The 21120-nt window shown below is 70.8% G+C and carries 18 protein-coding genes; 9 read left to right on the top strand and 9 right to left on the bottom strand.

The genetic code is table 11. From position 1 onward, the window contains the following. The first annotated feature begins 22 nt into the window (after nt 1–22). On the top strand, nt 23–2041 hold the full coding sequence (locus AB0H78_RS20215) for a DUF4139 domain-containing protein (RefSeq protein ID WP_363235852.1): 2019 nt from the start codon (nt 23–25) through the stop codon (nt 2039–2041). An 8-nt stretch (nt 2042–2049) separates the two neighbouring features. After that, nucleotides 2050–3627, top strand: coding sequence for a DUF4139 domain-containing protein (locus tag AB0H78_RS20210; RefSeq protein ID WP_363235851.1), 1578 nt, complete (start codon nt 2050–2052; stop codon nt 3625–3627). A 27-nt stretch (nt 3628–3654) separates the two neighbouring features. On the opposite strand, the gene AB0H78_RS20205 is transcribed toward AB0H78_RS20210, so the two are convergent. Genes AB0H78_RS20205 through AB0H78_RS20195 form a run of 3 tightly spaced genes read right to left on the bottom strand, consistent with a single transcriptional unit; the run spans nt 3655 to nt 6660 of the window. Next, nucleotides 3655–4584 carry an aldo/keto reductase gene (locus tag AB0H78_RS20205; RefSeq protein ID WP_363235850.1) on the bottom strand — a complete coding sequence of 310 codons (930 nt, stop codon included), beginning with the start codon at nt 4582–4584 and terminating at the stop codon, nt 3655–3657. Between the two features lie 37 nt (nt 4585–4621). After that, nucleotides 4622–5185, bottom strand: coding sequence for a TetR family transcriptional regulator (locus AB0H78_RS20200; protein WP_363235848.1), 564 nt, complete (start codon nt 5183–5185; stop codon nt 4622–4624). Further along, on the bottom strand, nt 5182–6660 hold the full coding sequence (locus AB0H78_RS20195; RefSeq protein WP_363235847.1) for an MFS transporter: 1479 nt from the start codon (nt 6658–6660) through the stop codon (nt 5182–5184). The genes AB0H78_RS20200 and AB0H78_RS20195 overlap by 4 nt, the downstream gene beginning before the upstream one ends. Before the next feature lie 167 nt (nt 6661–6827). Between AB0H78_RS20195 and AB0H78_RS20190 the strand changes: the two genes are divergently transcribed. Together AB0H78_RS20190 and AB0H78_RS20185 are read left to right on the top strand one after the other, a co-directional pair. Next, entirely contained in the window at nt 6828–8375 is a 1548-nt protein-coding gene (locus AB0H78_RS20190; protein ID WP_363235846.1) for a hypothetical protein, read from the top strand. Between the two features lie 229 nt (nt 8376–8604). Next, nucleotides 8605–9258: a YceI family protein gene (locus AB0H78_RS20185; protein WP_363235845.1), complete on the top strand. Its 654-nt coding sequence runs from the start codon at nt 8605–8607 to the stop codon at nt 9256–9258. Here the strand turns inward: AB0H78_RS20185 and AB0H78_RS20180 are convergent. From AB0H78_RS20180 to AB0H78_RS20165, 4 genes are all read right to left on the bottom strand, one after another. Continuing rightward, nucleotides 9255–9608: an MmcQ/YjbR family DNA-binding protein gene (locus AB0H78_RS20180; RefSeq protein ID WP_363235844.1), complete on the bottom strand. Its 354-nt coding sequence runs from the start codon at nt 9606–9608 to the stop codon at nt 9255–9257. The two genes, AB0H78_RS20185 and AB0H78_RS20180, sit on opposite strands and share 4 nt — an antisense overlap. 93 nt (nt 9609–9701) lie before the next feature. Then, nucleotides 9702–10424 (bottom strand): peptidylprolyl isomerase, encoded by a 723-nt coding sequence (locus tag AB0H78_RS20175; RefSeq protein ID WP_363235843.1) that lies wholly within the window; start codon nt 10422–10424, stop codon nt 9702–9704. A gap of 112 nt (nt 10425–10536) precedes the next feature. Next, on the bottom strand, nt 10537–11655 hold the full coding sequence (locus AB0H78_RS20170; protein WP_363235842.1) for an acyl-CoA desaturase: 1119 nt from the start codon (nt 11653–11655) through the stop codon (nt 10537–10539). 7 nt (nt 11656–11662) lie between these two features. Beyond that, entirely contained in the window at nt 11663–12718 is a 1056-nt protein-coding gene (locus AB0H78_RS20165; RefSeq protein WP_363235841.1) for a ferredoxin reductase, read from the bottom strand. Between the two features lie 87 nt (nt 12719–12805). Here AB0H78_RS20165 and AB0H78_RS20160 point away from each other — a divergent pair, with 87 nt between their 5' ends. Further along, nucleotides 12806–13975 (top strand): helix-turn-helix domain-containing protein, encoded by a 1170-nt coding sequence (locus AB0H78_RS20160; protein ID WP_363235840.1) that lies wholly within the window; start codon nt 12806–12808, stop codon nt 13973–13975. On the opposite strand, the gene AB0H78_RS20155 is transcribed toward AB0H78_RS20160, so the two are convergent. Continuing rightward, nucleotides 13950–15227: a helix-turn-helix domain-containing protein gene (locus AB0H78_RS20155; protein ID WP_363235839.1), complete on the bottom strand. Its 1278-nt coding sequence runs from the start codon at nt 15225–15227 to the stop codon at nt 13950–13952. The two genes, AB0H78_RS20160 and AB0H78_RS20155, sit on opposite strands and share 26 nt — an antisense overlap. A gap of 212 nt (nt 15228–15439) precedes the next feature. On the opposite strand from AB0H78_RS20155, the gene AB0H78_RS20150 reads away from it, so the two are divergent. The 4 genes from AB0H78_RS20150 to AB0H78_RS20135 all read left to right on the top strand — a co-directional run bounded on the left by AB0H78_RS20150 (nt 15440) and on the right by AB0H78_RS20135 (nt 20395). Next, nucleotides 15440–16597: an acyl-CoA dehydrogenase family protein gene (locus AB0H78_RS20150; RefSeq protein ID WP_363235838.1), complete on the top strand. Its 1158-nt coding sequence runs from the start codon at nt 15440–15442 to the stop codon at nt 16595–16597. Nucleotides 16598–16666: 69 nt separating this feature from the next. Then, nucleotides 16667–17833, top strand: coding sequence for a thiolase family protein (locus AB0H78_RS20145; RefSeq protein WP_363235836.1), 1167 nt, complete (start codon nt 16667–16669; stop codon nt 17831–17833). Then, nucleotides 17833–18684, top strand: coding sequence for an acyl-CoA thioesterase II (locus AB0H78_RS20140; protein WP_363235835.1), 852 nt, complete (start codon nt 17833–17835; stop codon nt 18682–18684). Before AB0H78_RS20145 ends, AB0H78_RS20140 begins: the two co-directional genes overlap by 1 nt. Nucleotides 18685–18709: 25 nt before the next feature. Further along, the gene (locus AB0H78_RS20135) at nt 18710–20395 is read left to right on the top strand and encodes a class I adenylate-forming enzyme family protein (RefSeq protein WP_363235834.1); all 1686 of its coding nucleotides are present in this window, start codon (nt 18710–18712) and stop codon (nt 20393–20395) included. 166 nt (nt 20396–20561) lie between these two features. Here the strand turns inward: AB0H78_RS20135 and AB0H78_RS20130 are convergent, their stop codons facing one another. Continuing rightward, a complete protein-coding gene (locus AB0H78_RS20130; protein WP_363235833.1) occupies nt 20562–20930 on the bottom strand; it encodes a hypothetical protein in 369 nt (122 codons plus the stop codon). Nucleotides 20931–21120 lie beyond the last annotated feature (190 nt).

Here is a 21120-nt window from a genome sequence, read left to right as displayed (position 1 = left end):
GCGCCCTGGGGAGGAACGCACGATGACGGATCCGGCGGCGCATCCGTGGGAATCGAAGCTGGCGTCGGTGGTGGTGTACGCGCGGGGCGCGGTCTGCAGGCGGCTGGCCCGAGGTGTCGTGCCATCGAACGGCCGGATACGGGTGAGCGGACTGCCGCTGTCGCTGGACCGGGACTCCCTGCGCGCCCGCGTCGTGGACATGCCGGACGTCCGGGTCAGCGAGGTGCGGCCGGTCGTCGAGGCCGAACCTGTGGCGCCCGGCACCCGGCACGAGCTGTACCGCGAGGTGGAGCGACTGCACGAGGCGCAGCGGGTCGCGGAGGTACGGCGTGCAAGGCAAGCAGGGCGTATCGAGGCGGTCTCGGCACTGCGCCCGGTCCCGCCGCCGCGCAAGCGTGAGGATCCGCACCGGCACACCCCCGTCGACGCGTGGCTGGATCTCGCGGGGTTCGTCGACGGGCGGCTGACGGTTCTGCACGGCGAGCTCGCGGAACTGGACGCGGAGCTCCGTCGGATCGCGCACGACCTCGACCTCGCCACGGACCGGCTCGAGCGCGCGTCCACGGAGGCTCCTCAGGCGTCGGTGCGCACCACGGTCCTGGCCGAACTCACCGTCGAGGGAGCCCAGTCGGCCACCGACGGGATCGACATGGAGGTGGAGCTGGAGTACCGGGTGCCTGGCGCGGTCTGGGTTCCGGCCTATCGATTGACGCACCGTCAGGGAGCGGACGACGCAGAGCTGGTGCTCCGCGCCGGCGTCGCGCAGCGCACCGGCGAGGACTGGTCCGGTGTGCGGATCGGTCTGTCCACCGCAGATCTGCTGCGGCCCACCGGTGTCCCCACACTCCGCTCGCTGCGGATCGGGCGCCGCCAGGCCGTCCCCGAGCCGTCCGGCTGGCGCGAGCCACCGGCGGGGCTCGCCGACCTGTTCACCGGGTACGCCGCGGCGGGGCCACGCCCTGCCCCTGCCCTCAAAGCGGCGGCGGGCGGCTACGCGTACGCGGAGGAGCCCGCTGCGTACGGCGCGCCGTACGCACCCCCACCCCCCGCGCCCGGCGCGGCGGCCGACGTCGCACCCCAGGGCTATGCGGGGGCCGCGCCCCTGCCGCCACCATCGGCTCGTCCTCGTATGGGCGGCGGCGCCAGGCCCGCGGCACCCGCTCCCCCCGGCCAGGCCTTTGCACCGCCCCCACCCTTGGGACCACCGCAGCCCAGCGCCTCCGAACTCGAATACTCCGACCTCGTCCTGTCCGGACCCGATGAGCACGGCGGCCGGCGCGGCCTCCTCCTGCCGGGCTCCCCCACCGACGCCGTGACCTCCGAGTACCGCCGGCGCGCGGAGTCGCCGAGCTCGCTGCCGCTGCCCGGGCACGCGGTGCGGCCCCGCGAGTCGGCCGGCTCGTTCGACCACCGCTACGACGCCTCGGACCCGGCGGACATCCCTTCCGACGGCACCTGGCACACGGTCACCGTCACCCGCCTCCCGATGGGCCTGCGTACGGAGTACGTGTGCGTGCCGTCCGTGGACGAGACCGTGTACGCGACCCTGCTGGTCTCCAACACCACCGACCAGGCCCTGCTGGCGGGCCCGGTGGACATCACGGTCGACGGCGAGCCTCTGCCGACCACCGCACTGCCGACTCTGGCCCCCGGTGCCACGGGTCGTGTGGGACTCGGACCTGCCGAGGCGGTCCGCGCCGCCCGCCGTACGGAGCTGCGCGAATCCACCGCGGGGCTGCGGAACACGACCACGGTGTTCGACCATCGCATCCACGTGGAGCTGGCCAACCGCCTCGCCCGGCAGGTCACCGTGGAGGTGCGCGAGCGCGTCCCGATGACGTCCGAGTCCGATGTGCGCATCGAGGAACGAGGCGACTGGACACGCCCGGAGGACGGCGAGGATGGGCCCGAGCAGCATGTGCCGGGCACGCGCCTGTGGCGGGTGGACGTGCCCGCGGGCGGCACCACCGCGCTCGACGGCGGCTACGAGATCCGCATCCCGGCCGCCAAGGCCCTCACCGGCGGCAACCGGAGGAGCTGACACCCGCCATGCAGGAATCACCGACACCTCTGACCCCGACACCCGTACCCGTACCCGTGACCGCGGTGACCTGTCTGGAGGACCGCGCGCACATCGAGCGCACCACCACCGTGGAGGTGGCGGCCGGAGTCCAGCGGCTGCTCCTCGGTCCCGTCAGCGCGCTCGCCGTCGACCGCAGCCTGCACGCCGAACTCACCGGCGCCCCGGACGCCGCCGTCACCGACGTACGCCTGGTGCGGGCATGGACGCCGCGCGGCCCGCAGCCGCCCACGGAGGAGGACTCCCGGCTCCGTCGCCACGCCCACGCCCTGGAAGAGGAGCGCCGTCCGCTGGAGCAGCGGCGCGACAGGCTCCGGGCGCGACTGGATCTGCTGGGGAAGCTGTCCGCCGATCTGCTGCGGGACATCGGCGAGGGCGCCGGCTGTGGTGAGACCGATCAGGAGCGCTGGGAGCGCGAGCTGGACCGGGTGGATGCGGAGATCGACACCCATGACGACGAACTACGGTCCGCAGAGGCCCAGTTGACGCGAATCGCGACCGAGCTGGAACAGACCTGGCAGTCGCTGGACCTCGCCGAGGAGGAACCGCCGGCACTGACCGCCCACATCGAGCTGACCGTGCGCGCACGGTCCGCCGGCACGGCCCGCCTGCGCCTGAGCCACCTCACACCCTGTGCGGCGTGGCGCCCCGCCTACCGTGCCGCACTGAGCGACGGCGAACTGACCCTGCAGACGGACGCGGTGGTGTGGCAGCGCACCGGCGAGGACTGGTCCGACGTACGGCTGACGCTGTCGACGGCCCGGTCGGCCCACGCCACCGCCCCGCCCCGGCTGGTGGCGGACCGGCTGACGCTCCGCGACCGGTCCACGGCCGAACGCCGCACGGTCGACGTGGAGTTGCGCGAGGAGGAGATCACGGATCTCGGTCCGACCCCGGTCGCCGGTCTGCCGGGTGTGGACGACGGCGGAGAGGCACGCGTCCTGCACGCACCCGCAACGGTCAGTGTGCCCAGCGACGGACGCGCCCACCGCACGCCGCTCACCTCCGCCGTCTCGGCGGCGCGGAGCACATACGCCTGCGCGCCCGAACTCTCCCCACTGGTCACCGAGGTGGTGCGGTTCACCAACGCCTCGGGCCACGCCCTGCTCGCCGGTCCGGTGGACCTGGTCCGCGACAGCGGATTCACCGGCCGCTCCACGCTGGACTTCACCGCCCCGGGTGCCGCCGCGGAGCTGGCATTCGGCAGCTCGGACACCTACCGCGTGATCCGTGAAACCGACGAGTCCCGCGACACCGGCGCACTCACCCACCGGACGGTCGTCACCCGTACGGTACGGCTGCACCTCTCGCGGTTCTCCGCCCCGGACGAGACCGGCGAACGCGTGGTCGGCCTACGGGAGCGGATCCCGGTCTCCGAGGTGTCGGAGGTCGAGGTCAGGCTCCGCACCGAGGCCTGCTCCCCCGCCCCGGACGCGCTCGACGCCGAGGGCATCGCCCGCTGGAACGTCACGCTGCCGCCCGGGGGCAGGCGCACGGTGACGCTGGTCTACGAACTGGCGTCGAGCGGAAAGGTCACCGGGGTCTGAGAGCGGGGTGCGCCCCGCCGCCATCGGTTACGGAAGGACGTGCCCGGCCGCACGGAAGAGGCGGTACCACTCCTCACGCGTGAGGGGGAGCTCCGACCCCGCCGCGGACTCCGCGACCCGGCCCGGGTTGGTGGTACCGAGCACCACCTGCATGTGCGCCGGGTGGCGGGTGATCCACGCGACGGCGATGCCGGTCGGGGTGACCTCGTACTTCGCGGCCAACTCCTCGAGGGCGGTGTTCAGTTCCGCGAAGTTCTCCCGGTCGCCGATGAAGACCCCGTCGAAGAACCCCTTCTGGAACGGCGACCACGCCTGCAGGGTCATCCCGTGCAGCCTCGAGTAGTCGAGGAGGCCGTTGTCCCGGTCGACCGACTGGTCGAGGCCGCCCATGTTCGCGGCGATGCCCGAGGCGATCATCGGGCAGTGGGTGATGCTCAACTGCACCTGGTTGGCCACGAGCGGCCGGCGGACAGCGGTCTTCAGCAGTTCGATCTGGCCCGGGGTGTGGTTGGAGACGCCGAAGTTCACGACCTTCCCTGCGGCATGCAGTTCGTCGAAGGCCGCGGCGACCTCCTCGGGCTCGACGAGGGTGTCGGGCCGGTGGAGCAGGAGCAGGTCGAGGTAGTCGGTGCGCAGGGCCGCGAGCGACTCGTCGACGGTGCGCAGGATGTGCTCTTTGGAGAAGTCGAAGAAGCCGGGCCTGATACCGACCTTGCTCTGGATGACGATCGATTCGCGTTCCGCGGCGGAGAGTTTGACGGCCTCGCCGAAGCGCTCCTCGCAGGCGTGCCGCGAGGGCCCGTAGATGTCCGCGTGGTCGAAGGTGTTGATCCCGGCGTCACGGGCGCTGCCGTACAGGGTGCGGATGTCGTCATCGGCCATTTCGGCGATGCGCATCAGCCCCAGGACGACGTTCGAGGACTGCAGTTCGGTATCGGGGAAGGTGATCGTCTTCATGGGTCCATCCTCGTCGAGCGGGCAGCCGCGGCGCCAGTCACCGCGTGCCGCTGTCGAACATCTCCAGCAGTACGTCGACGACCTCGTCCGTCTCCGCGTCGGCCAGGTCGTCGAACGCCCCGGAGTGCCGGGCGAGCAGGACCCCGGCGACCGCCGCGACCAGGACGTCGGCCCGCAGCCCGGGACGGTCGCGGCCCTCGCGTGCGAAGCGTGCGCGCAGGGGCTCCACGAGGCGGGCCGTCAGCGCGGCGCGGGTGGCTTCCTGGGCGGCCGGATCGCTCAACGGCTGGACAGCCACCCGCAGCAGCGGGACCGGGCCGCGCCGCTGCGCACGCTCGGCGATCTCCCGCAGCCGGGGTTCGGTGAGCAGGTCGTCCGGCGCAGCGTCCCCGTGCTCGGCGCGCAGCACTTCCACGTACAGCAGGGGCTTGCTGCCGAAGTAGCGGGCGATGAGCGCCGGGTCCACTCCGGCCCGCTCGCCGATCTCGCGGATCGTCGTGCGGTCGTAGCCGTGCTCGGAGAACAGTTCGGTCGCGGCCCGCAGCAGCGCCTCCCGGCTGCGGGTGGAGTTACGGCGCGGGCCGGTGTCGTTCGTGTTCACGGGCGCCCGGCCTCGGAGCGCGTTCCGTCGTCCGGCACGACCGTCGCGCCGCCTCGCAGGGTGACGACGGAGGGGCGCCGCGAAGCTCCCGTACGGGTGAGCACGACGGCGAGGATGCCGGTGAGGAGGAACGCGGTGCAGCCTGCGAGACCCGCGGTGCGATAGCCGTCGTCGCTCGGCAGTTGCGCACCGGGAGCCGTGGCGGCCTGCAGGATAACCGCGCTCAGAGCGCTGCCGGTCGAGTATCCGATGTACTTCACGACCTGATTGAAACCCATCGCGCTGCCCGTCTCCTGCGCGGGCACCCCGCCGACGATCAGGCCGGGTGTTACGGCGAAGGTGATTCCGACGCCGAGTCCGGCGAGCGCCATCATCGCGCCGATGCCCCACAGGCTGGAGCGGGCGAGCAGGAAGCAGACGAGGGAACCGAGCGAGAGCAGACAGCCGAGCGGCAGCATACGGGCGGGCGTCGCCGCACGGCCCAGCATCCGCACGAGACGACCGGTGATCAGGCTGGCCGCGGAGAACGGTACGAGCAGCAGACCGGTGACGACGATGGAGGCTCCGAATCCGTATCCGGCGGACGTCGGGGTCTGTACGTACCGGGTCACCAGAGAGATCAGCAGATAGGTGCCGACGCCGCCGACCATCACGGTGACGTTGGCGAGAAGCACGCCGCGGTCCTTGACGAGCCGGATGCGCACCAGCGGGTGTGTGGAGTGCAGGGAGTGCACGACCCAGCCGGTGAGCAGGACGACGGCCGCGGCCGCGAGTGCCAGAAGCGTCACGGAGCCCCAGCCCCAGCGCTCCCCCTCGGCCAGCGTCACCAGGAGCGCCGCCATGCCGCCGGCGAGCAGCAGTCCTCCCGGGTAGTCCATGGGGGTCGAGGGCCGGTGCGGGGGCGTGGGGACGACGAGCACGGTGGCGGCGAACGCGGCGGCGGCCGTGGCGGCCGCGAACCAGAAGCCCGCGTACATGCCGAGATACTCCGCGAACATCCCGGTGATCGGATATCCGAGCCCGATGCCCGCGGCAGTGGTCAGCGAGAGCGTCGCCACCGCCGACCGCGCCCGCTCGGGCGGCAGTGCGTCGCGCGCGGTGGCGATGGCGAGCGGCACGAGTCCCAGGCCCACGCCCTGCAGCGCCCGCCCGGTGAGCAGGCAGCCGAACCCGAAGGGCAGGGCCGCGAGAAGACTGCCGGCCAGGACGGCGGCGAGGCCGACGAGGATGACGTTCTTGCGGTACGGGCCGTCTCCGAGTCGTCCCATGACGGGCGTGGCGACGGCCCCGACCAGCATCGTCACCGTCAGCGCCCACTGCGCGGTGGAGACCGGGACATGGTCCTTGGCGGCGATGGTCGGGATGAGGGGTGCGCCGAGGCTGCTGACGACGGCGACGAGCATGCCGAGCGAGACGAGTACGGGCACCAGGGCGCGTGGGTGGCGGAGCGCGGACGCCGGTATGGAGGGTTGCAAGGGGTTTCCCGATCAAGTCATCAAGCGATGTCATTGCATGATGACATGACACCGTCCACCACCCACCCGACCGCCCCGTCCTTTCCGTACCGGCCTACGGATCGGACTCAGTCCGCAATGATGGAGATCGCAGGGAGTGACGGACGAGCAACACAGGGAGAACGGGCATGGCGGTAGAGGCGCATACACCAGAGGAGCGCGTCGCAGGGCGGGTGTGGACAGTGCGCCTGGACCCGTACGGCCGCCTCTCCGCCGGCACGGTACGGCTCACCTGCTCCCGCCCGGCCTGTGCCGACCAGCACTTCCCGCACACGGCCGAGGGGCGCAAGGCCGCGGTCGGACACGTCAACTCCCATCTGGCACACATCCGTACGGGTGGCGGCCCGCGAGGCCGGGCATGGTGCGGCTGCCGCGCCGCCGACTGCGCGTGGCACACCCCCGACCCGGACACACGTCCAGGAAACCGGCCGGTGACGGGGCGGTGCGGCGGCCCGATCGTCCTTGCGGTGTACGCGGACCGGGCCGGGAGGCTGTGGCGGATCGCGGAGATGTGCGCGAGCTGCGCGGCCGCCGTCCCCGGCTGCCGCGTCCTGGACACCGCGCCACCTCCCCGCCGCTCCACCGCTGTCCGCTCCGAGAGCCGCCACGGGACGGTGGAGGCCGCCCCCGGTGCGGTGACGCTCTTCTCGGACCAGCACCCCGCCCGACCCGACGCGGCTTCGGTGCCCGCTCCCCGCAGGACCAGGCGGCAGGGAACGATCGCGCAGCGGACCGTCCCCGACGACCTCCGGCCCGAAGTACTGCGGGACGAACTCATCGAGCTCGGCGACGCGTTCCGCGCCTATCAGAGGTGCGCCGAACCCGACCTCGCGCATTTGGCCACGCTCCACGAGCGCAAGGCCCGCGCGTTCGCGCTGTGGGCCGATGTCACCGGGGACCGCACCCTGCGTCACGAGGCGGAGCGGGCCGAGAGTGCGGTCCTGACGACCAGGGAGATGCACCTCCAGCGCACCGGAGAGTCCCTGGACGGTACGGGCGGAGGCGCACCGGCGGTGGAACGACTGCTGACCCGGGTTCAGGCGGTGCGCGCCCGCGAGGTACTCGCCCACGTCCAGGAACATGTCCCGTTCCCTGATGCCGAAATGCGCCTGGCCACGCTTCTGTTCACCTTGCGGGCCGCCCGCACCGGGGCGGGGAACGTGACCGGGCAGGACCTCACCGGCTGGCTGCTCGGCGACACCGAGGATGTACTCGAACGCCTCGTCGCGTCCGGATGGCTGCAGCTCCCCGGCACGGTCCCGGAAGCGCTGGCCTCCCGGCCCGAGGAACCTGCCGTGGTCACGGTCCCTCTGCTGCTCCCCGGGAGCCCCACCGAATTGTCCATCGGCAAGACCACCCGGGCTCGCATCTCCGGCTGGGCGCAGAAGGTGGTGGGCGACCGGAAGATCAGGAAGAAGAAACTGGGCGCCCCCACCCGGCTCCTTGCTCTCTACACCGCCGCTCACAGCCGCTCCGATGGGCGCCTGGGCACTGCCGAGGACGACGGACTGCCGCTGGACGCGGTCGCCGCGTTCTGCACCCTGCCCCCGACCGAGGTCGGCGAGCACGCCGAACTGCTGGTCGCAGCGGACTGGCTGGTCGATGCCGACGTCAGCGGAGACAGACTCCGCGGACAACTCACCGAGCGATGCCTGCCGTTGGGCGGCTTGCTGTAGCCGTCCCGGGGGGCCCGGCCGATCCCTCGGGATCTCACGCCATCACCACCGCCGGCCGTGACCGTGTGTGATGTCGGGCCACCCCCTCGTACATCCACATGCGTGTCGATCTTGTGCTTCTTTGCCGTCAGGGGAACGGAAACCGGGTAAGGCCTCCCAACTCGCAACGTATCGACTTCGAGGAGCGTGATAGCACGGAGTAACCACATCCGAAGGAGACGACACCACCATGGGCATCTTCAGCCGTCGGCCGACCGCGATCCTCGAGCCGACCCCGGCCGTCGGGCCCAGTACGCCGTTCCCGGCAGGCGCCGATACCGCACTCGACCCGAAGCTCCGCGCGCTGACCGGGCAGTGGACCATCGACCGCCCGCACAGCCGCATCGGATTCTCCGTCCGGCACGCGATGGTCACGACGGTGCGAGGTGCCTTCGCCGACTACGACAGCACGCTGTACTTCGACGGCGCACGGCCCGCCGACTCGCGGGCCGAAATCGTCATCAGGGTCGCGAGCGTCGACACCGGCGTCGAACAGCGGGACGGCCACCTGGTCGGACCCGACTTCTTCGACGCGCGCCGCCACCCGGAGATGGTGTTCCGCAGCACCTCCACGGTCTACGAGGGCGGGGAGACCTTCCGCATGGCGGGGGACCTGAGCATTCGCGGCGTCACCCGGCCCGTACAGCTTCAACTCGACTACCTGGGGTCGGTCGTGGACCCGTTCGGGTTCGAGAGGACCGGTTTCGACGGCACGACGACCATCGACCGCACCGACTGGGGGCTGGTCTACAACCAGCGCCTGGAAGCGGGCGGCACCATGGTGAGCGAGAGGGTCCGGCTGCAATTCGACATCTCCGCGATCCGGGCCGCACCCCAGGCCTAGGGGGTGTCCGCGAGTTGGGGTGGCTCCGGCAACAGCCGGGGCGGGGCCGCCTGGTGCCAGGAGTCGACAATGATCGCGCGGAGCTCGTCCGCGTCGTCGAGCGCGGCGAGCCGCACGCGCACCCAGGCTGACGACGCCTCGTGGTCCGCGACCCAGAACTTCTCCGGCTCGGCGAGGACCAGTTCGTCGCGCTCGACCTTGGGGCACCGGACAGCCATCGATGTCTCATCCTCGGGCACGGTCAGAAACATCTTCCCGGCGACCCGGAAGGTGGGCATGGACCAGGCCACCTTCTCGGTCGTCTCCGGCAGGGAGAGGGCGATCTCGCGGACTTCTTCGGACGTGCTCATGCACCGACCGTACGACGAGCCACTGACAACGGATCACGCCCGTACGCCGGCACCAGCTGCCGGCGGCACCGTCCGCCGGCAGCGCCGGAGTCGTCAGGACCTGCAGGACGTCCGGACGCGGAGCAGCTCGGTCCGCAGGGCGGGGGTGCCGTCGACCGGTGCCGGGTCCTCCGCGGTGGGCTTGACGCCGCCGGCGGCAATCTTATCGAGCGTCCCCAGACCGGTGTCACCGACGGTGCCGAACACCGTGTAGTCCGGTCGCAGAGCCGAGTCGCCATAGACGACAAAGAACTGTGAACCATTCGTGTTCGGCCCGGCGTTGGCCATGGCCAGCAGGCCACGCCCGTAGAGGCGGCGGGCGCCGGTCGGGTCGGTGGGTGCGGGCGGCAGATCCACCGGCAACTCGTCCTTGTACTTGTATCCCGGCCCGCCTTCGCCGGTGCCGGTCGGGTCGCCGCACTGCAGGACCTTCAGCGTGGGATACGCCGTCAGCCGGTGGCACACCGTGCGGTCGTAGAACCGGTGCTTCGCCAGGTGCAGGAAGCTCTGGACCGTGCACGGCGCCGCCGCGCGGTCCAAGCGCAGCGGGAGCGGGCCCTGGCTGGTCGGAACCGCCAGGTCGACCGTGCCGCGGCTGGGGGTGTGACGCGGGTCCGGCGGCAGAGGGACGGGCCGGGCCGCGGGCTCATCAGGAGTCTGGGTGTACTGGCAGGGGCCGTGCGTCGTGCGCGCCGGGGCGTCCGAAGCGGTGGCCATGCCACCCCCGGACGCGACCAACGCCATGGCTGTCAGTGCGGTGATGAGTGCTCGGTTCATCCTGCACGCCCTCCCGATGATCGCCTGATTCCGGAGCGCCCGCAGTTTAGGGCGTGGCGCGACGGGCGGGAACCCACCCACCGCACCACATCTGCCTCACCAGTACCGGGAGTTAGGCCGCCACGAGCTCCTTCTCACGTTCCGGCGTCGTGACCTTGGGCTTCTTGTTCGGCAGCGAAAGCCGGAAGACCTTGTGCCACGCGGAGTACACCTGCTTGGGCAGCGGCCCGGTGACGTATTCCAGCTCGTACTTCTCGAACAAGGCGCGCACCTTCACCGCGACCTCGGCGTACCGGTTGCTCGGCAGGTCCGGGAACAGGTGGTGCTCGATCTGGTGCGACAGGTTGCCGGTCATGAAGTGCATGGCCTTGCTGCCGCTGATGTTCGCCGAGCCCATCATCTGGCGCAGGTACCACTGGCCGCGCGTCTCGTTCTTGATCGACCGGCGCTCGAAGACCTGCACGCCCTCGGGGAAGTGCCCGCACATGATGACCGAGTGGGTCCAGAGGTTGCGGACCAGGTTCGCGGTGAACGTCCCGGCGAGCGTGGGGAGGAACGACGGGCCCGAAAGGAGCGGGTGGATCACGTAGTCCTTGAGGACCTGCTTGCGGATCTTGCGGCCCACGGCCCCGACCCGCGCGCGGAACTCCGGGGTCTTGCGGCGGCGCTCGCTCAGGTTCTTGCCGAGTTCCAGGTCGTAGGCGGCGATGCCGTACTCGAAGAAGCAGGCGTTGAGGAAGTTCCACAGCGGCTGGCCGAGGTGGAACGGGTGCCACTTCTGGTCCTCGTCGACGCGCATGATGCCGTAGCCGAGGTCGTTGTCCTTGCCGATCACGTTGGTGTACGTGTGGTGCAGCTCGTTGTGCGAGTGCTTCCACTGGTCGGCCGGCGAGACGTGGTCCCAGTCCCAGGTGGTGGAGTGGATCTTCGGGTCCCGCATCCAGTCCCATTGGCCGTGCAGGACGTTGTGGCCGATCTCCATGTTCTCCATGATCTTCGCCACGGAAAGGCCGGCGGTGCCGATCAGCCACGCGGGCGGGAAGAAGGAGAAGAGCAGCACGCCCCGGCTGGCCAGTTCGAGCTTCCGCTGCGCCGAGATGACCTTACGGATGTAGGCCGCGTCCTTCTCGCCGCGACTGGCGATCACGTCGTCGCGGATCGCGTCCAGCTCGCGGCCGAGCTCCTCGATCTGCTCCGCGGTCAGATGGGCGGTGGGGTCGATGGCGGTCAAGGTGCTCCTACCGTTCGATGTCGCAGGGGCCCGCCGCGGCGGACACACAGGTCTGGATGAGGACGCCCGGCCCGGCCTCGGTGATCTCGCCGGTGCGCAGATCGCGGACGGCGCCCGACGTGAGCGGCGTGACGCAGCCGAAGCAGATGCCCATGCGGCACCCGGACGGCATGAGCACGCCGGCCTCCTCGCCGACATCCAGCAACGGCGTGGCACCGTCCGCGTCGACGGTCCTGCCGGTGGTGCCGAACGTGACCTCGCCACCGTCGCCGGCGACGACCACGCCGGCACGGAAGCGCTCGGTGTGCAGGCGCTCCGGGATGCCGTGCTCGGCCCAGCGCGCCTCGGCGGCGTCGAGCAGGCCCGCAGGCCCGCACGCCCAGGTCTCGCGCTCGGCCCAGTCGGGCACGAGCTCGCCGAGACGGGCGACGTCGAGCATGCCGTCCGTGGCGGTGTGCACTTCGGTGAGCCGCAGCTTGTTGTCCGCGACCAGGTCGTGGAGGTCGTTGCGGAAGATCACGTCGTGCGGCTGCGGCGCGGAGTGGACCATGACGACGTCGTCGAACTCGGTGTCGCGCAGCATGCCCATCACCGGCGTGATGCCACTGCCGGCCGTCAGGTAGAGCACCTTGGCGGGCCTGGCCTCCGGCAGCACGAAATCACCGGTCGCCTGGTCGAGCTGGACCAGCGTGCCCGGTTTCGCCCTGCGGACCAGGTGATTGCTGACCTTGCCGTCCGGGATCGCCTTCACGGTGATCGTGATCCGGCCGTCCCGGCGGTCCGTCGGCGAGGTGACCGAGTAGGCACGCCACAGGCGCACCCCGTCGACGTCGACTCCGATCCGTACGTACTGACCGGCCCTGTGCCCGCGCCAGCCCCGACCCGGGTTGATCACGATGGTCGCGGCGTCAGCCGTCTCGGGATGCACGGCCTCGATGCGCCCCCGCAGGTCGGCACCCGCACGCAGCGGGCTGACCAGGTCGAGGTAGTCCGACGGCAGCAGCGGCGTCGTGACCATCTCCAGCATTTTCCACGCCCTGCTGCGGAGGGCTGCACTCGTCATGGCCCCAGCTTGATGCGCTTCAGGGGGTAAAGTCCTGTCCGCAGGACGTGAATCTGATAGGTCGAGTTGTTCGCAGGGAACAAAAACGTGAGTCATGCCAGCCGAAGTGCCAGCGAACTGGTCCTGGACGAAACGACGGTCACCGCGCTGCGGGCCGCGCTGAGGACCACCGCCGACGAGGTCGTCCAGGCGATCATCGACGAGGTCCCTCCCTACGCCAACGCCCTTTCGGGCCGCATGGGCTCCACCATCCGCCGAGCCGTCCGCACCGCCCTGGGCCTCTACCTGGACCTCGCGAGCGGGAAAGCCATGGGCGGCCACGCCAGCGACGCGGCCTACGAGCTGGGCCGCGGCGAGGTCCGCGACGGCCGTCCGATGGACGCCCTGCTCAGCGCCTACCGGGTCGGCGCCCGCGTGGCCTGGCGAGGCCTGGCCGCAGGTGCCGTGCCCGCAGGTCTGCCCGCCGCCGAGGTCGCCAAGTTCGCCGAGCTGACCTTTGCCTACATCGACGAGCTCTCCGCCGCGAGTGCCGCGGGCCACGCCGACGAACTGGCCGCCCGGGGCCGGGCCCACGAGCGCCACCTGGAACAACTGGCCCGCGACCTCCTCGCCGGCGCGAGCCCGGACGTGCTCGTTGCCGCCGCGGGGCGGGCCGGGTGGCAGCCGCCGGTTTCACTGACCGCGGTCCTGCTGCCCGCCGCGCAGGCCAGGCCCGCCTACCGCTCGCTCGACCCGGGCACCCTCGTCCTCGACGATCTGCCGGACGCCTCGGGCGTGCTGCTCGTCCCCGATGCCGACCGAGCACATCTCCTGAGGCAGCTGCCCGACCTCACCGCCGTGGTCGGTCCGGCCCGGCCGTGGACGCGGGCGTCCGCCTCGTACGCACGAGCCGTACGCGCGCGCTCCCTCTCCTCCGACATCCGCGACACCGAGGACCACCTGCCCGAGCTGGTGCTGAGCGCCGACGCGGACGCGTTCGCTGACCTGCGTGCCCGAGCCCTCGCACCGCTGCGGACCGTGCCTGTCGCGACCGCGCGGCGGCTCGAGGAGACGTTGCGGGCGTGGCTGCTGCACCAGGGCAGACGGGATGAGGTGGCGGCGGCGTTGTTCGTCCATCCGCAGACCGTCCGGTACCGCATGTCGCAGCTGCGGGAGCTGTTTCCTGATCTCGGGTCGCCTGACCGTGTCCTCGAACTGACGCTGGCGGTCGGGTCCGGCCTGCCGGGGCGGGCTACGGGCAAGCAGTCGGGTCCATGAGGGTGCGCACCATCAGTGCCGAAGTGATCAGAACAACGCCCCGGGGATCGGTCACGTCCGCGCCGGTCAGTTCACAGGTCTTCGCCAGTCGGTTGTCGACCGTGTTCGGATGCAGCCGGAGAACACGTGCGGTGGCCCTGCGGTTCTGCCCCTGCGCCAGATAGGTCCGCAACGTCTCCAGCAGGTCGGGCCGCTCCGCCAGTGGATCCAGTACGGCTGCCAGAGCCCGGCTGGATTCGCTGGGCCGCGACAACTGGTACTCCAACAGCACATCCGAGAGGTGATAAGCCCCGGGCGCCCGCCCCAGCCGGCAGACGATGCGGAGGATCTCACCGGCGACCCTGCCGCTCCCGGCCACGGAGGCGTCGTCCGTCGCGTGGGCGACGGCCAGCCGGACGGGTTCCTCAAGCACGTCGGCCAAGCGCACGACCACGTCGGCCGGCAGGCACGCACCGTCCGCTTCCGGCCGGGGACGTACCAGGGCCTGCACCACGCCGTCGTCGCGCAGGACCGCCACCGCCGGGGTCCCCGACGAACGTTCCAGGGTGCGTTCCACCAGGCGCTCGATGCCGCCGGCGCCGCAACCGGGCAGCACCGTGCTGGTGTCCGGCGACGTCGGCTCTCCCGCCCGCAGTGCGAGGACCAGCCATCCGTCACCGCGCCCCAGCCGACGCTCCCATCCCCGGGACGGAGGGCCTTCCCCTTCGAGCAGGACGCGGAGAGCGTCGCGATGGCGGGTCCGGTCGGCGTCGCACAGCGCGATCTGCTGCTGGTACGCGGCGATCGCGCGCGGCACCGAGTCGCCCAAGGCCTCCAGCAGGGCGTCGGCGAGCTCCAGGAGTGCCGCCTCCTCGCCCTCGGCGGCCTGAGCACGCAGATGCTGCCACAACAGCCGCCCGGCGCCGAGATAGCTGTGAACGATCGAGTCCAGGGGAAGGCCCTCCTCGGCGCGCTGCGCGGTGCGTTCGACGATCAGCCGGTTGAAGGCGGCAGGGTGCGCGCCCTCGGTGAGCGCGCCGAGGAAGGCCCGCATCCCCTGCCGTGCGGTGTCGGCCATCTCGACGTCACGGACGCGGGTGGTGAGCCCGCCGAGTGCCGGGTCGCTCCGTACGGACGCGAAGACCATGGCGCGGGCAAGGGAGTTGAGCTCCGGAATGCAGCGCGCGGCCATGGCGCGCGCCGGGGCACTGAGCTTCCCGCCGAGCTGCCGGCGTGGGGCTTCCGCCGGTGTCGCGGGGGTGCGAGGTGTCACGGTTCCGGCCTCCCATCGATGGACCTCGGACCGCGCGGGCGCCAAGAGAACAGGTGCGTCAGCATAGAGAACATGAACTCACTTGCACACCCATCCGAACTGTTCTCATAGGTCTTTGGCCGCACCCACCCCTAGACACAAATGTGATTGCTCATTAACTTATCGCTCCACGGACCGTTGAGGTCACTGCAAGAACAGAAGGGTCGACCACCGTGCGCCGCACTGTCTTCACCGAGGATCACGAAGCCTTCCGGCGGACCATCCGCGACTTCGCCACCAAGGAGATGTCGCCCCACTACTCCCAGTGGGAGCGCGAGGGCCGCGTGCCGCGCGAGATCTACCGAAAGCTCGGCGCACTGGGTGTCTTCGGCATCGAGGTGCCGGAGGAGTACGGCGGCGCCGGCGAGCGCGGGCTGAAGTACCAGGCCGTGCTGCACGAGGAGCTGTATCGCGCGGGGGTGAATCTGGGTGGTGTCACCGTGCACACCGGACTGTGCCTGCCCTACCTCGTGGCGTACGGCACCGAGGAGCAGAAGCAGCGGTGGCTGCCCGGCTTCGTCTCAGGCGAGATCATGACCGCCATCGCGATGACCGAGCCGGGCACCGGCTCCGATCTGGCCGGGATCCGTACCACCGCCAGGCTCTCCGCCGACGGCACCCACTACGTCCTCAACGGGGCCAAGACCTTCATCACCGGCGGCGCCCACGCCGACCTGGTCCTGGTCGTCGCCCGCACCTCCCCCGCCACACCGGACAACCGCCGGGCGGGGCTGACGATCCTGTGCGTGGACACCGGATCCGACGGCTGGTCGGTCGGCCGCAAGCTGGAGAAGATCGGTCTGCGCTGCCAGGACACCGCCGAACTCGCCTTCACCGACGTACAGGTACCGGTGGCCAACCGGCTGGGCGAGGAAGGCGAAGCCTTCTCCTACCTGACGCGCAACCTGGTCCACGAGCGCCTGGGGTGCGCCACGGCCGCCTCGGCCCAGGCCGCCGCCGCGGTCGAGTTCGCCACGGCGTACGTCAAGGAGCGAGAGGTCTTCGGCCGGCGGGTCGCCGACTTCCAGAACACCAAGTTCGTCCTCGCCGAGTGCGCCACCGAACTCGAAGCCGTACAGGCCGCGGTGGACCGGGGTCTCGAACTCTTCGAGACCGGCGAGCTGTCGGCGCCCGACGCGGCCCGGCTCAAGCTCTTCGGCACCGAGACCGCGGGGCGCGTCATCGACAAGTGCCTCCAACTGCACGGCGGTTACGGCTACATGCTCGAGTACCCCATCGCCCGCCTCTACGCGGACACCCGCGTCTCTCGGATCTACGCGGGATCGAGCGAGGTCATGAAAACGATCATCGCGAAGGACCTCGGCCTGTAGGTCCGCCTCCCTCCCGCTCCCTCTCCCGCCCCTCCCCGGTTCTTGCACCGCCCTCATCTAGGAGCCCCCATGCGTGACGCGGTCATCGTCGACGCCGTCCGTACCCCGGTCGGCAGGCGCAACGGCGCACTGTCCGGCATCCACCCCGCGGATCTGTCCGCCCACGTCCTGAAGTCCCTGGCCACCCGCACCGGACTCGACCCGGCCCTGGTCGACGACGTCATCTGGGGCTGCGTCTCCCAGATCGGCGAGCAGACCGCGTGCATCGGCCGCTACTCCGTACTCGCCGCCGGCTGGCCCGAGTCGGTGCCCGGCGTCACCGTCGACCGCCAGTGCGGCTCCTCGCAGCAGGCCGTGCACTTCGCCGCGGCCGGGGTTGTCTCCGGGCAGTACGACGTCGCCGTCGCGGGTGGCGTGGAGTCGATGAGCCGTGTCCCGATGGGCTCGACCTTCGCCGACGGCGCATTCGGCCGGCCCTACGGACCGCTCGCGGTGTCCCGGTACGACGGCTTCGCGTTCGACCAGGGCGTGGGCGCCCAGATGATCGCCGACGAGTACGGCATCACCCGCACCGCCATGGACCAGCACGCCCTGGACTCCCACGCCCGCGCCGCCCGCGCCATCGACGAGGGCCGTTTCACGGGCCAGATCGCTCCGGTCACCGGCACCGGGACCGAGGGCGGCCGGCGCGTCTTCGACACCGACGAAGGCGTACGCCGCGGCGGCACCCTCCAGACGCTGGGCGGCCTCAGGCCCGCCTTCAAGGAGGACGGGACCATCACCGCGGGCAACGCCTCGCAGATCTCCGACGGCTCGGCAGCGCTGCTCATCACGACCAGCGAGTTCGCCAGGTCCCAGGGCTGGGCACCGATCGCGCGCATCCACACGGCGGTGCTGGCCGGCACCGACCCCATCACGATGCTCAAGGGGCCCATTCCTGCCACGGCCAAGGCCCTGAAGCGGTCGGGTCTCGCCATCGGCGACATCGGCGCCTTCGAGATCAACGAGGCGTTCGCGTCGGTGTCCCTGGCCTGGCTCAAGGAGTCAGGGGCGGACTACGAGCGGATGAATCCAAACGGTGGCGCGATGGCGCTCGGCCACCCGCTGGGCGGCTCGGGGGCGCGCATCATGACGACCTTGGTCCATCACATGCGGGCCAACGACGTCCGCTACGGCCTGCAGTCCATGTGCGAGGGCGGCGGCATGGCGAACGCCACCATCCTCGAACTGCTCTGATGCTCCGCAGTGACCTGGTCGGGTTCCTCAGCCTCGAACAGCTCGACCGCGATCGATTCAGCGGCCGGTGCCACGCGGGACTGCCCTTGCGTGCCTTCGGCGGCCAGGTCGCCGCTCAGGCACTCACCGCGGCGGGCCTCACCGTGGCAGGAGGCCACCCCGTGCACTCTCTGCACAGTTACTTCCTGCGCGCCGGAGACCCGCGCGAGCCGATCGTCTACCAGGTGGAACGGCTGCGCGACGGCCGCAGTTACCTCTCGCGCCGGGTCACCGCGGTCCAGGGCGGCGAGGCCATCTTCACCCTCTCCGCCTCCTTCAAACACCCCGAAGCGGGCGAGGACCGCCAGCCTGCCATGCCGCAGGCGCCCTCCCCGGAGACGCTGCCCGACCCGTACACGGAATGGGCCGACGCCGACCCCGAGAGCTATGAACGCGCCGAGTGGCGACGGGTGATGTCCATGCGCTTCGTGCCCCCTGCGCGCGTATCCGCACCGGGGCTCAACCAGCAGCTGGTGTGGCTCAGGGCCACCGAGCAGCTGCCCGACGACCCTCTCCTGAACGTCTGCGCTCTCGCCTACTGCTCCGATCTCACACTGGCCCACACGGCGGCTCTCGGCCATGAACCGCCCGTGCCGCTCCGCGGCGGCCCGCCCCGCATCTTCCTGACGTCCCTCGACCATGCGATGTGGTTCCACCGGCCCTTCCGGGCCGATGAATGGCTGCTGTTCGCCCAGCGCAGCCCGTCCACGAGCGACGGGCGCGGTCTGGCCCTGGGCGAGTTCTGGAGCCGCGACGGGCACCTCGTGGCCCACGTAGTACAGGAAGCGGTCTTCCGCCTCCGACGTCCGTAATCCCCCCAGGAACAAGGGAGTTCCCATGACCGGCGCCTGGCCGAAGAACATGCCGCGCACACTCCAGTACCCGTACGCGGGTGCCGACGCGATCCTCGCGGGCGCGGCCCGCGCCTACCCCGACAAGGTCGCGCTGCTCGACGGAGACGAGTCCCTGACCTTCGCCGCACTGCGCGACAAGGCGCTCCGGACAGCCGCCGGACTGCGTGAGCGCGGTATACGGCCGGGCGACGTCGTGGCCCTGCACATGTCCAACTCCCTCTGGTACATCGTCGCTTACTACGGTGCGCTCTGCGCGGGAGCCGCGGTCGCCCCCATCAACCCCGCCCAGCCCGCCCCGGCTCTGCGCCGCCAGCTTGACGACGTGGGTGCCAAGGCCGTTGTCACCAGCGGCGCGGGAGCGGGCGCGGTGGCCGCGGCAGGGGCCGGGTCCGTGTGGTTCACGGTCTGTGTACCGCCGACCGCCTGCTCCCCCGCTCCCGGTGAGCTGCCCGAGGGCACGATCGCGCTGGCCGAGCTGCTGGCGGCCGAGCCACTGACCGGTTACCGCGTCGACCCCGAACTCGTCGCGCACCTTCAGCTCACCGGCGGCACCACCGGCCGCTCCAAGGCCGTACGGGTACTGCACCGGAACCTCAGCGCCAACGTGGTGCAGGCCGGGTGCTGGCGTACGGGCGCACTGCCCGTCCTCGACACCGACGGCGCTCTGCGCATCACCCTGGGCGCCGGGGCCGCCTCCGGACGCATGGTGCCGCTCGGCGAAGGTTCCTCGCTCGCCGTGGCCCCGCTCTTCCACGGACTGGGGCTGGTCAGCCAGAACATCAACACTCTGCTCGGCACCACCACGGTGTTCTGCGGAGGGCGCTTCGATCCCGAGGCGTTCCTGGCGGACATCGAGAAGCACCGTGTGGTGTGCATGTCCGGCTCGCCCGCCATGTATTACGCCGTCCTGCGCAGCCCCTCCTTGGACGCGTACGACCTGTCCTCGGTACGGATGGTCGTCTCCGGCGCGGCCCCGATCGACACCACCGCCCTGCGCCGGCTCGCGGAGGTCTTCCCCCGGGCCGCCGTCGCGGAGGGGTACGGACTCAGTGAAGCGACGATGGGGCTGACCGGCTCCCCGATCGAGTCGGACGTCCGGGTCCCGGTCGGCAGTGTCGGAATCCCCATGTTCGACACCGAGGTCCAGATCCGCGACCACGACGCCTCCACCGTGCTGACCGCGGGCGAGACGGGTGAAGTGTGGGCGCGCGGTCCGCAGATCACCGACGGCTATCACGGGGAACCGGAGCTCACGGCTCTGCAGTTCAAGGACGGCTGGCTCGCCACCGGTGACATGGGGCGCCTCGACGAGCGGGGCAATCTCTTCCTGGTCGGGCGTTCCAAGGACATGATCATCTACAAGGGTTACAACGTCTATCCGCAGCCCCTGGAGGAGATCCTCTGCTCCCATCCCGCCGTCGCCCAGGCGGCCGTGGTGGGCGCGCACAGCGAGACCGCCGGCGAAATCCCGGTCGGCTTCGTCGTCCTGCGCCCCGGTTTCGAGGAGAGGGACACCCTGGCCGGGGAGATCCTGGCCCACCTGGCGGAGCGCGTCGCTCCGTACCAGAAGGTCCGTGTCCTGCGGATCGTCGAGGCGCTCCCGCTCACACCCACGGGCAAGATCCTCAAGTCGGATCTGCGTGACCGGCTGGCCGCCGAGGTCCGGTAGGTCCGCGCAAGAAGGCCCGTGTCCCATCGCCTGCTTAGGTTCTAGTGGTCGTCGCAACACCCCAGCTCAGGGGATGCGATGGACTTCAAGATCCGGGAGATCCGGACGGCTCAGGGGCCGAAGAAGCTGCTGCGTGAGCTGACGGCTCCCCTGAACTGATCTCCGCCTACCTGGGATCATCACTGCCCCACGGATAGACGAACAGGCCGGGCCGGACACCCCATGCGTTGAGCACGGTGGTCAGCTCAGACTCGTCCGGGGCTTCAGCGGACCTGATGAGGGCTGCGCCGATGTCGTAGTCGAAGCCCTCAATGCGGTCGCGGTCGTACTCCCAATGCTCAAGCCGGAAGCTACGGTCAACGTCTCTGCGAACCCATCCCTCGTCCCGAGCCTGGACGTCAGGGTCGCTCTGCCCGGGGCGGATGTCCACGAATGCGCGGCGATCCGGCCGCGATGCGGGGAGTTCCGCAACCAGCCTCCTGCCGAGGCGGAGCGCGGTCAGTTTGTCCGTCGGCCAGTCCGATCCCTCATTCATAGCTCTCATTCTGTTCCTGCCCGTGGAGGGGGCAGAGCAGGGGCCGGACGGTGACCTCGGTCAGCTGCTTGACCCGGGGCTTACCGGAGAGAGCAGCGGAATCCCGACAGCGACGCAGCAGTGGCGGGGGGGGGGGGGGCCCCCCCCCCCCCCCCCAAGAAAAGAACCGAGAAAAGACAAACAAAAACAA

The organism is Streptomyces sp. NPDC050738 (genome assembly GCF_040654175.1).
GTDB lineage: Bacteria > Actinomycetota > Actinomycetes > Streptomycetales > Streptomycetaceae > Streptomyces.
Note: the sequence above shows the minus strand (reverse complement) of the source record. Positions and strands in the feature narration are given on the sequence as shown.

What these genes read in the sequence shown, in the direction of transcription:
- AB0H78_RS20215 (WP_363235852.1), top strand. Translation starts at nt 23, where the DNA reads ATGACGGATCCGGCGGCGCATCCGTGGGAATCGAAGCTGGCGTCGGTG.
- AB0H78_RS20210 (WP_363235851.1), top strand. Translation starts at nt 2,050, where the DNA reads ATGCAGGAATCACCGACACCTCTGACCCCGACACCCGTACCCGTACCC.
- AB0H78_RS20205 (WP_363235850.1), bottom strand. Translation starts at nt 4,584, where the DNA reads ATGAAGACGATCACCTTCCCCGATACCGAACTGCAGTCCTCGAACGTC.
- AB0H78_RS20190 (WP_363235846.1), top strand. Translation starts at nt 6,828, where the DNA reads ATGGCGGTAGAGGCGCATACACCAGAGGAGCGCGTCGCAGGGCGGGTG.
- AB0H78_RS20185 (WP_363235845.1), top strand. Translation starts at nt 8,605, where the DNA reads ATGGGCATCTTCAGCCGTCGGCCGACCGCGATCCTCGAGCCGACCCCG.
- AB0H78_RS20180 (WP_363235844.1), bottom strand. Translation starts at nt 9,608, where the DNA reads ATGAGCACGTCCGAAGAAGTCCGCGAGATCGCCCTCTCCCTGCCGGAG.
- AB0H78_RS20175 (WP_363235843.1), bottom strand. Translation starts at nt 10,424, where the DNA reads ATGAACCGAGCACTCATCACCGCACTGACAGCCATGGCGTTGGTCGCG.
- AB0H78_RS20165 (WP_363235841.1), bottom strand. Translation starts at nt 12,718, where the DNA reads ATGACGAGTGCAGCCCTCCGCAGCAGGGCGTGGAAAATGCTGGAGATG.
- AB0H78_RS20145 (WP_363235836.1), top strand. Translation starts at nt 16,667, where the DNA reads ATGCGTGACGCGGTCATCGTCGACGCCGTCCGTACCCCGGTCGGCAGG.
- AB0H78_RS20140 (WP_363235835.1), top strand. Translation starts at nt 17,833, where the DNA reads ATGCTCCGCAGTGACCTGGTCGGGTTCCTCAGCCTCGAACAGCTCGAC.
- AB0H78_RS20135 (WP_363235834.1), top strand. Translation starts at nt 18,710, where the DNA reads ATGACCGGCGCCTGGCCGAAGAACATGCCGCGCACACTCCAGTACCCG.
- AB0H78_RS20130 (WP_363235833.1), bottom strand. Translation starts at nt 20,930, where the DNA reads ATGAATGAGGGATCGGACTGGCCGACGGACAAACTGACCGCGCTCCGC.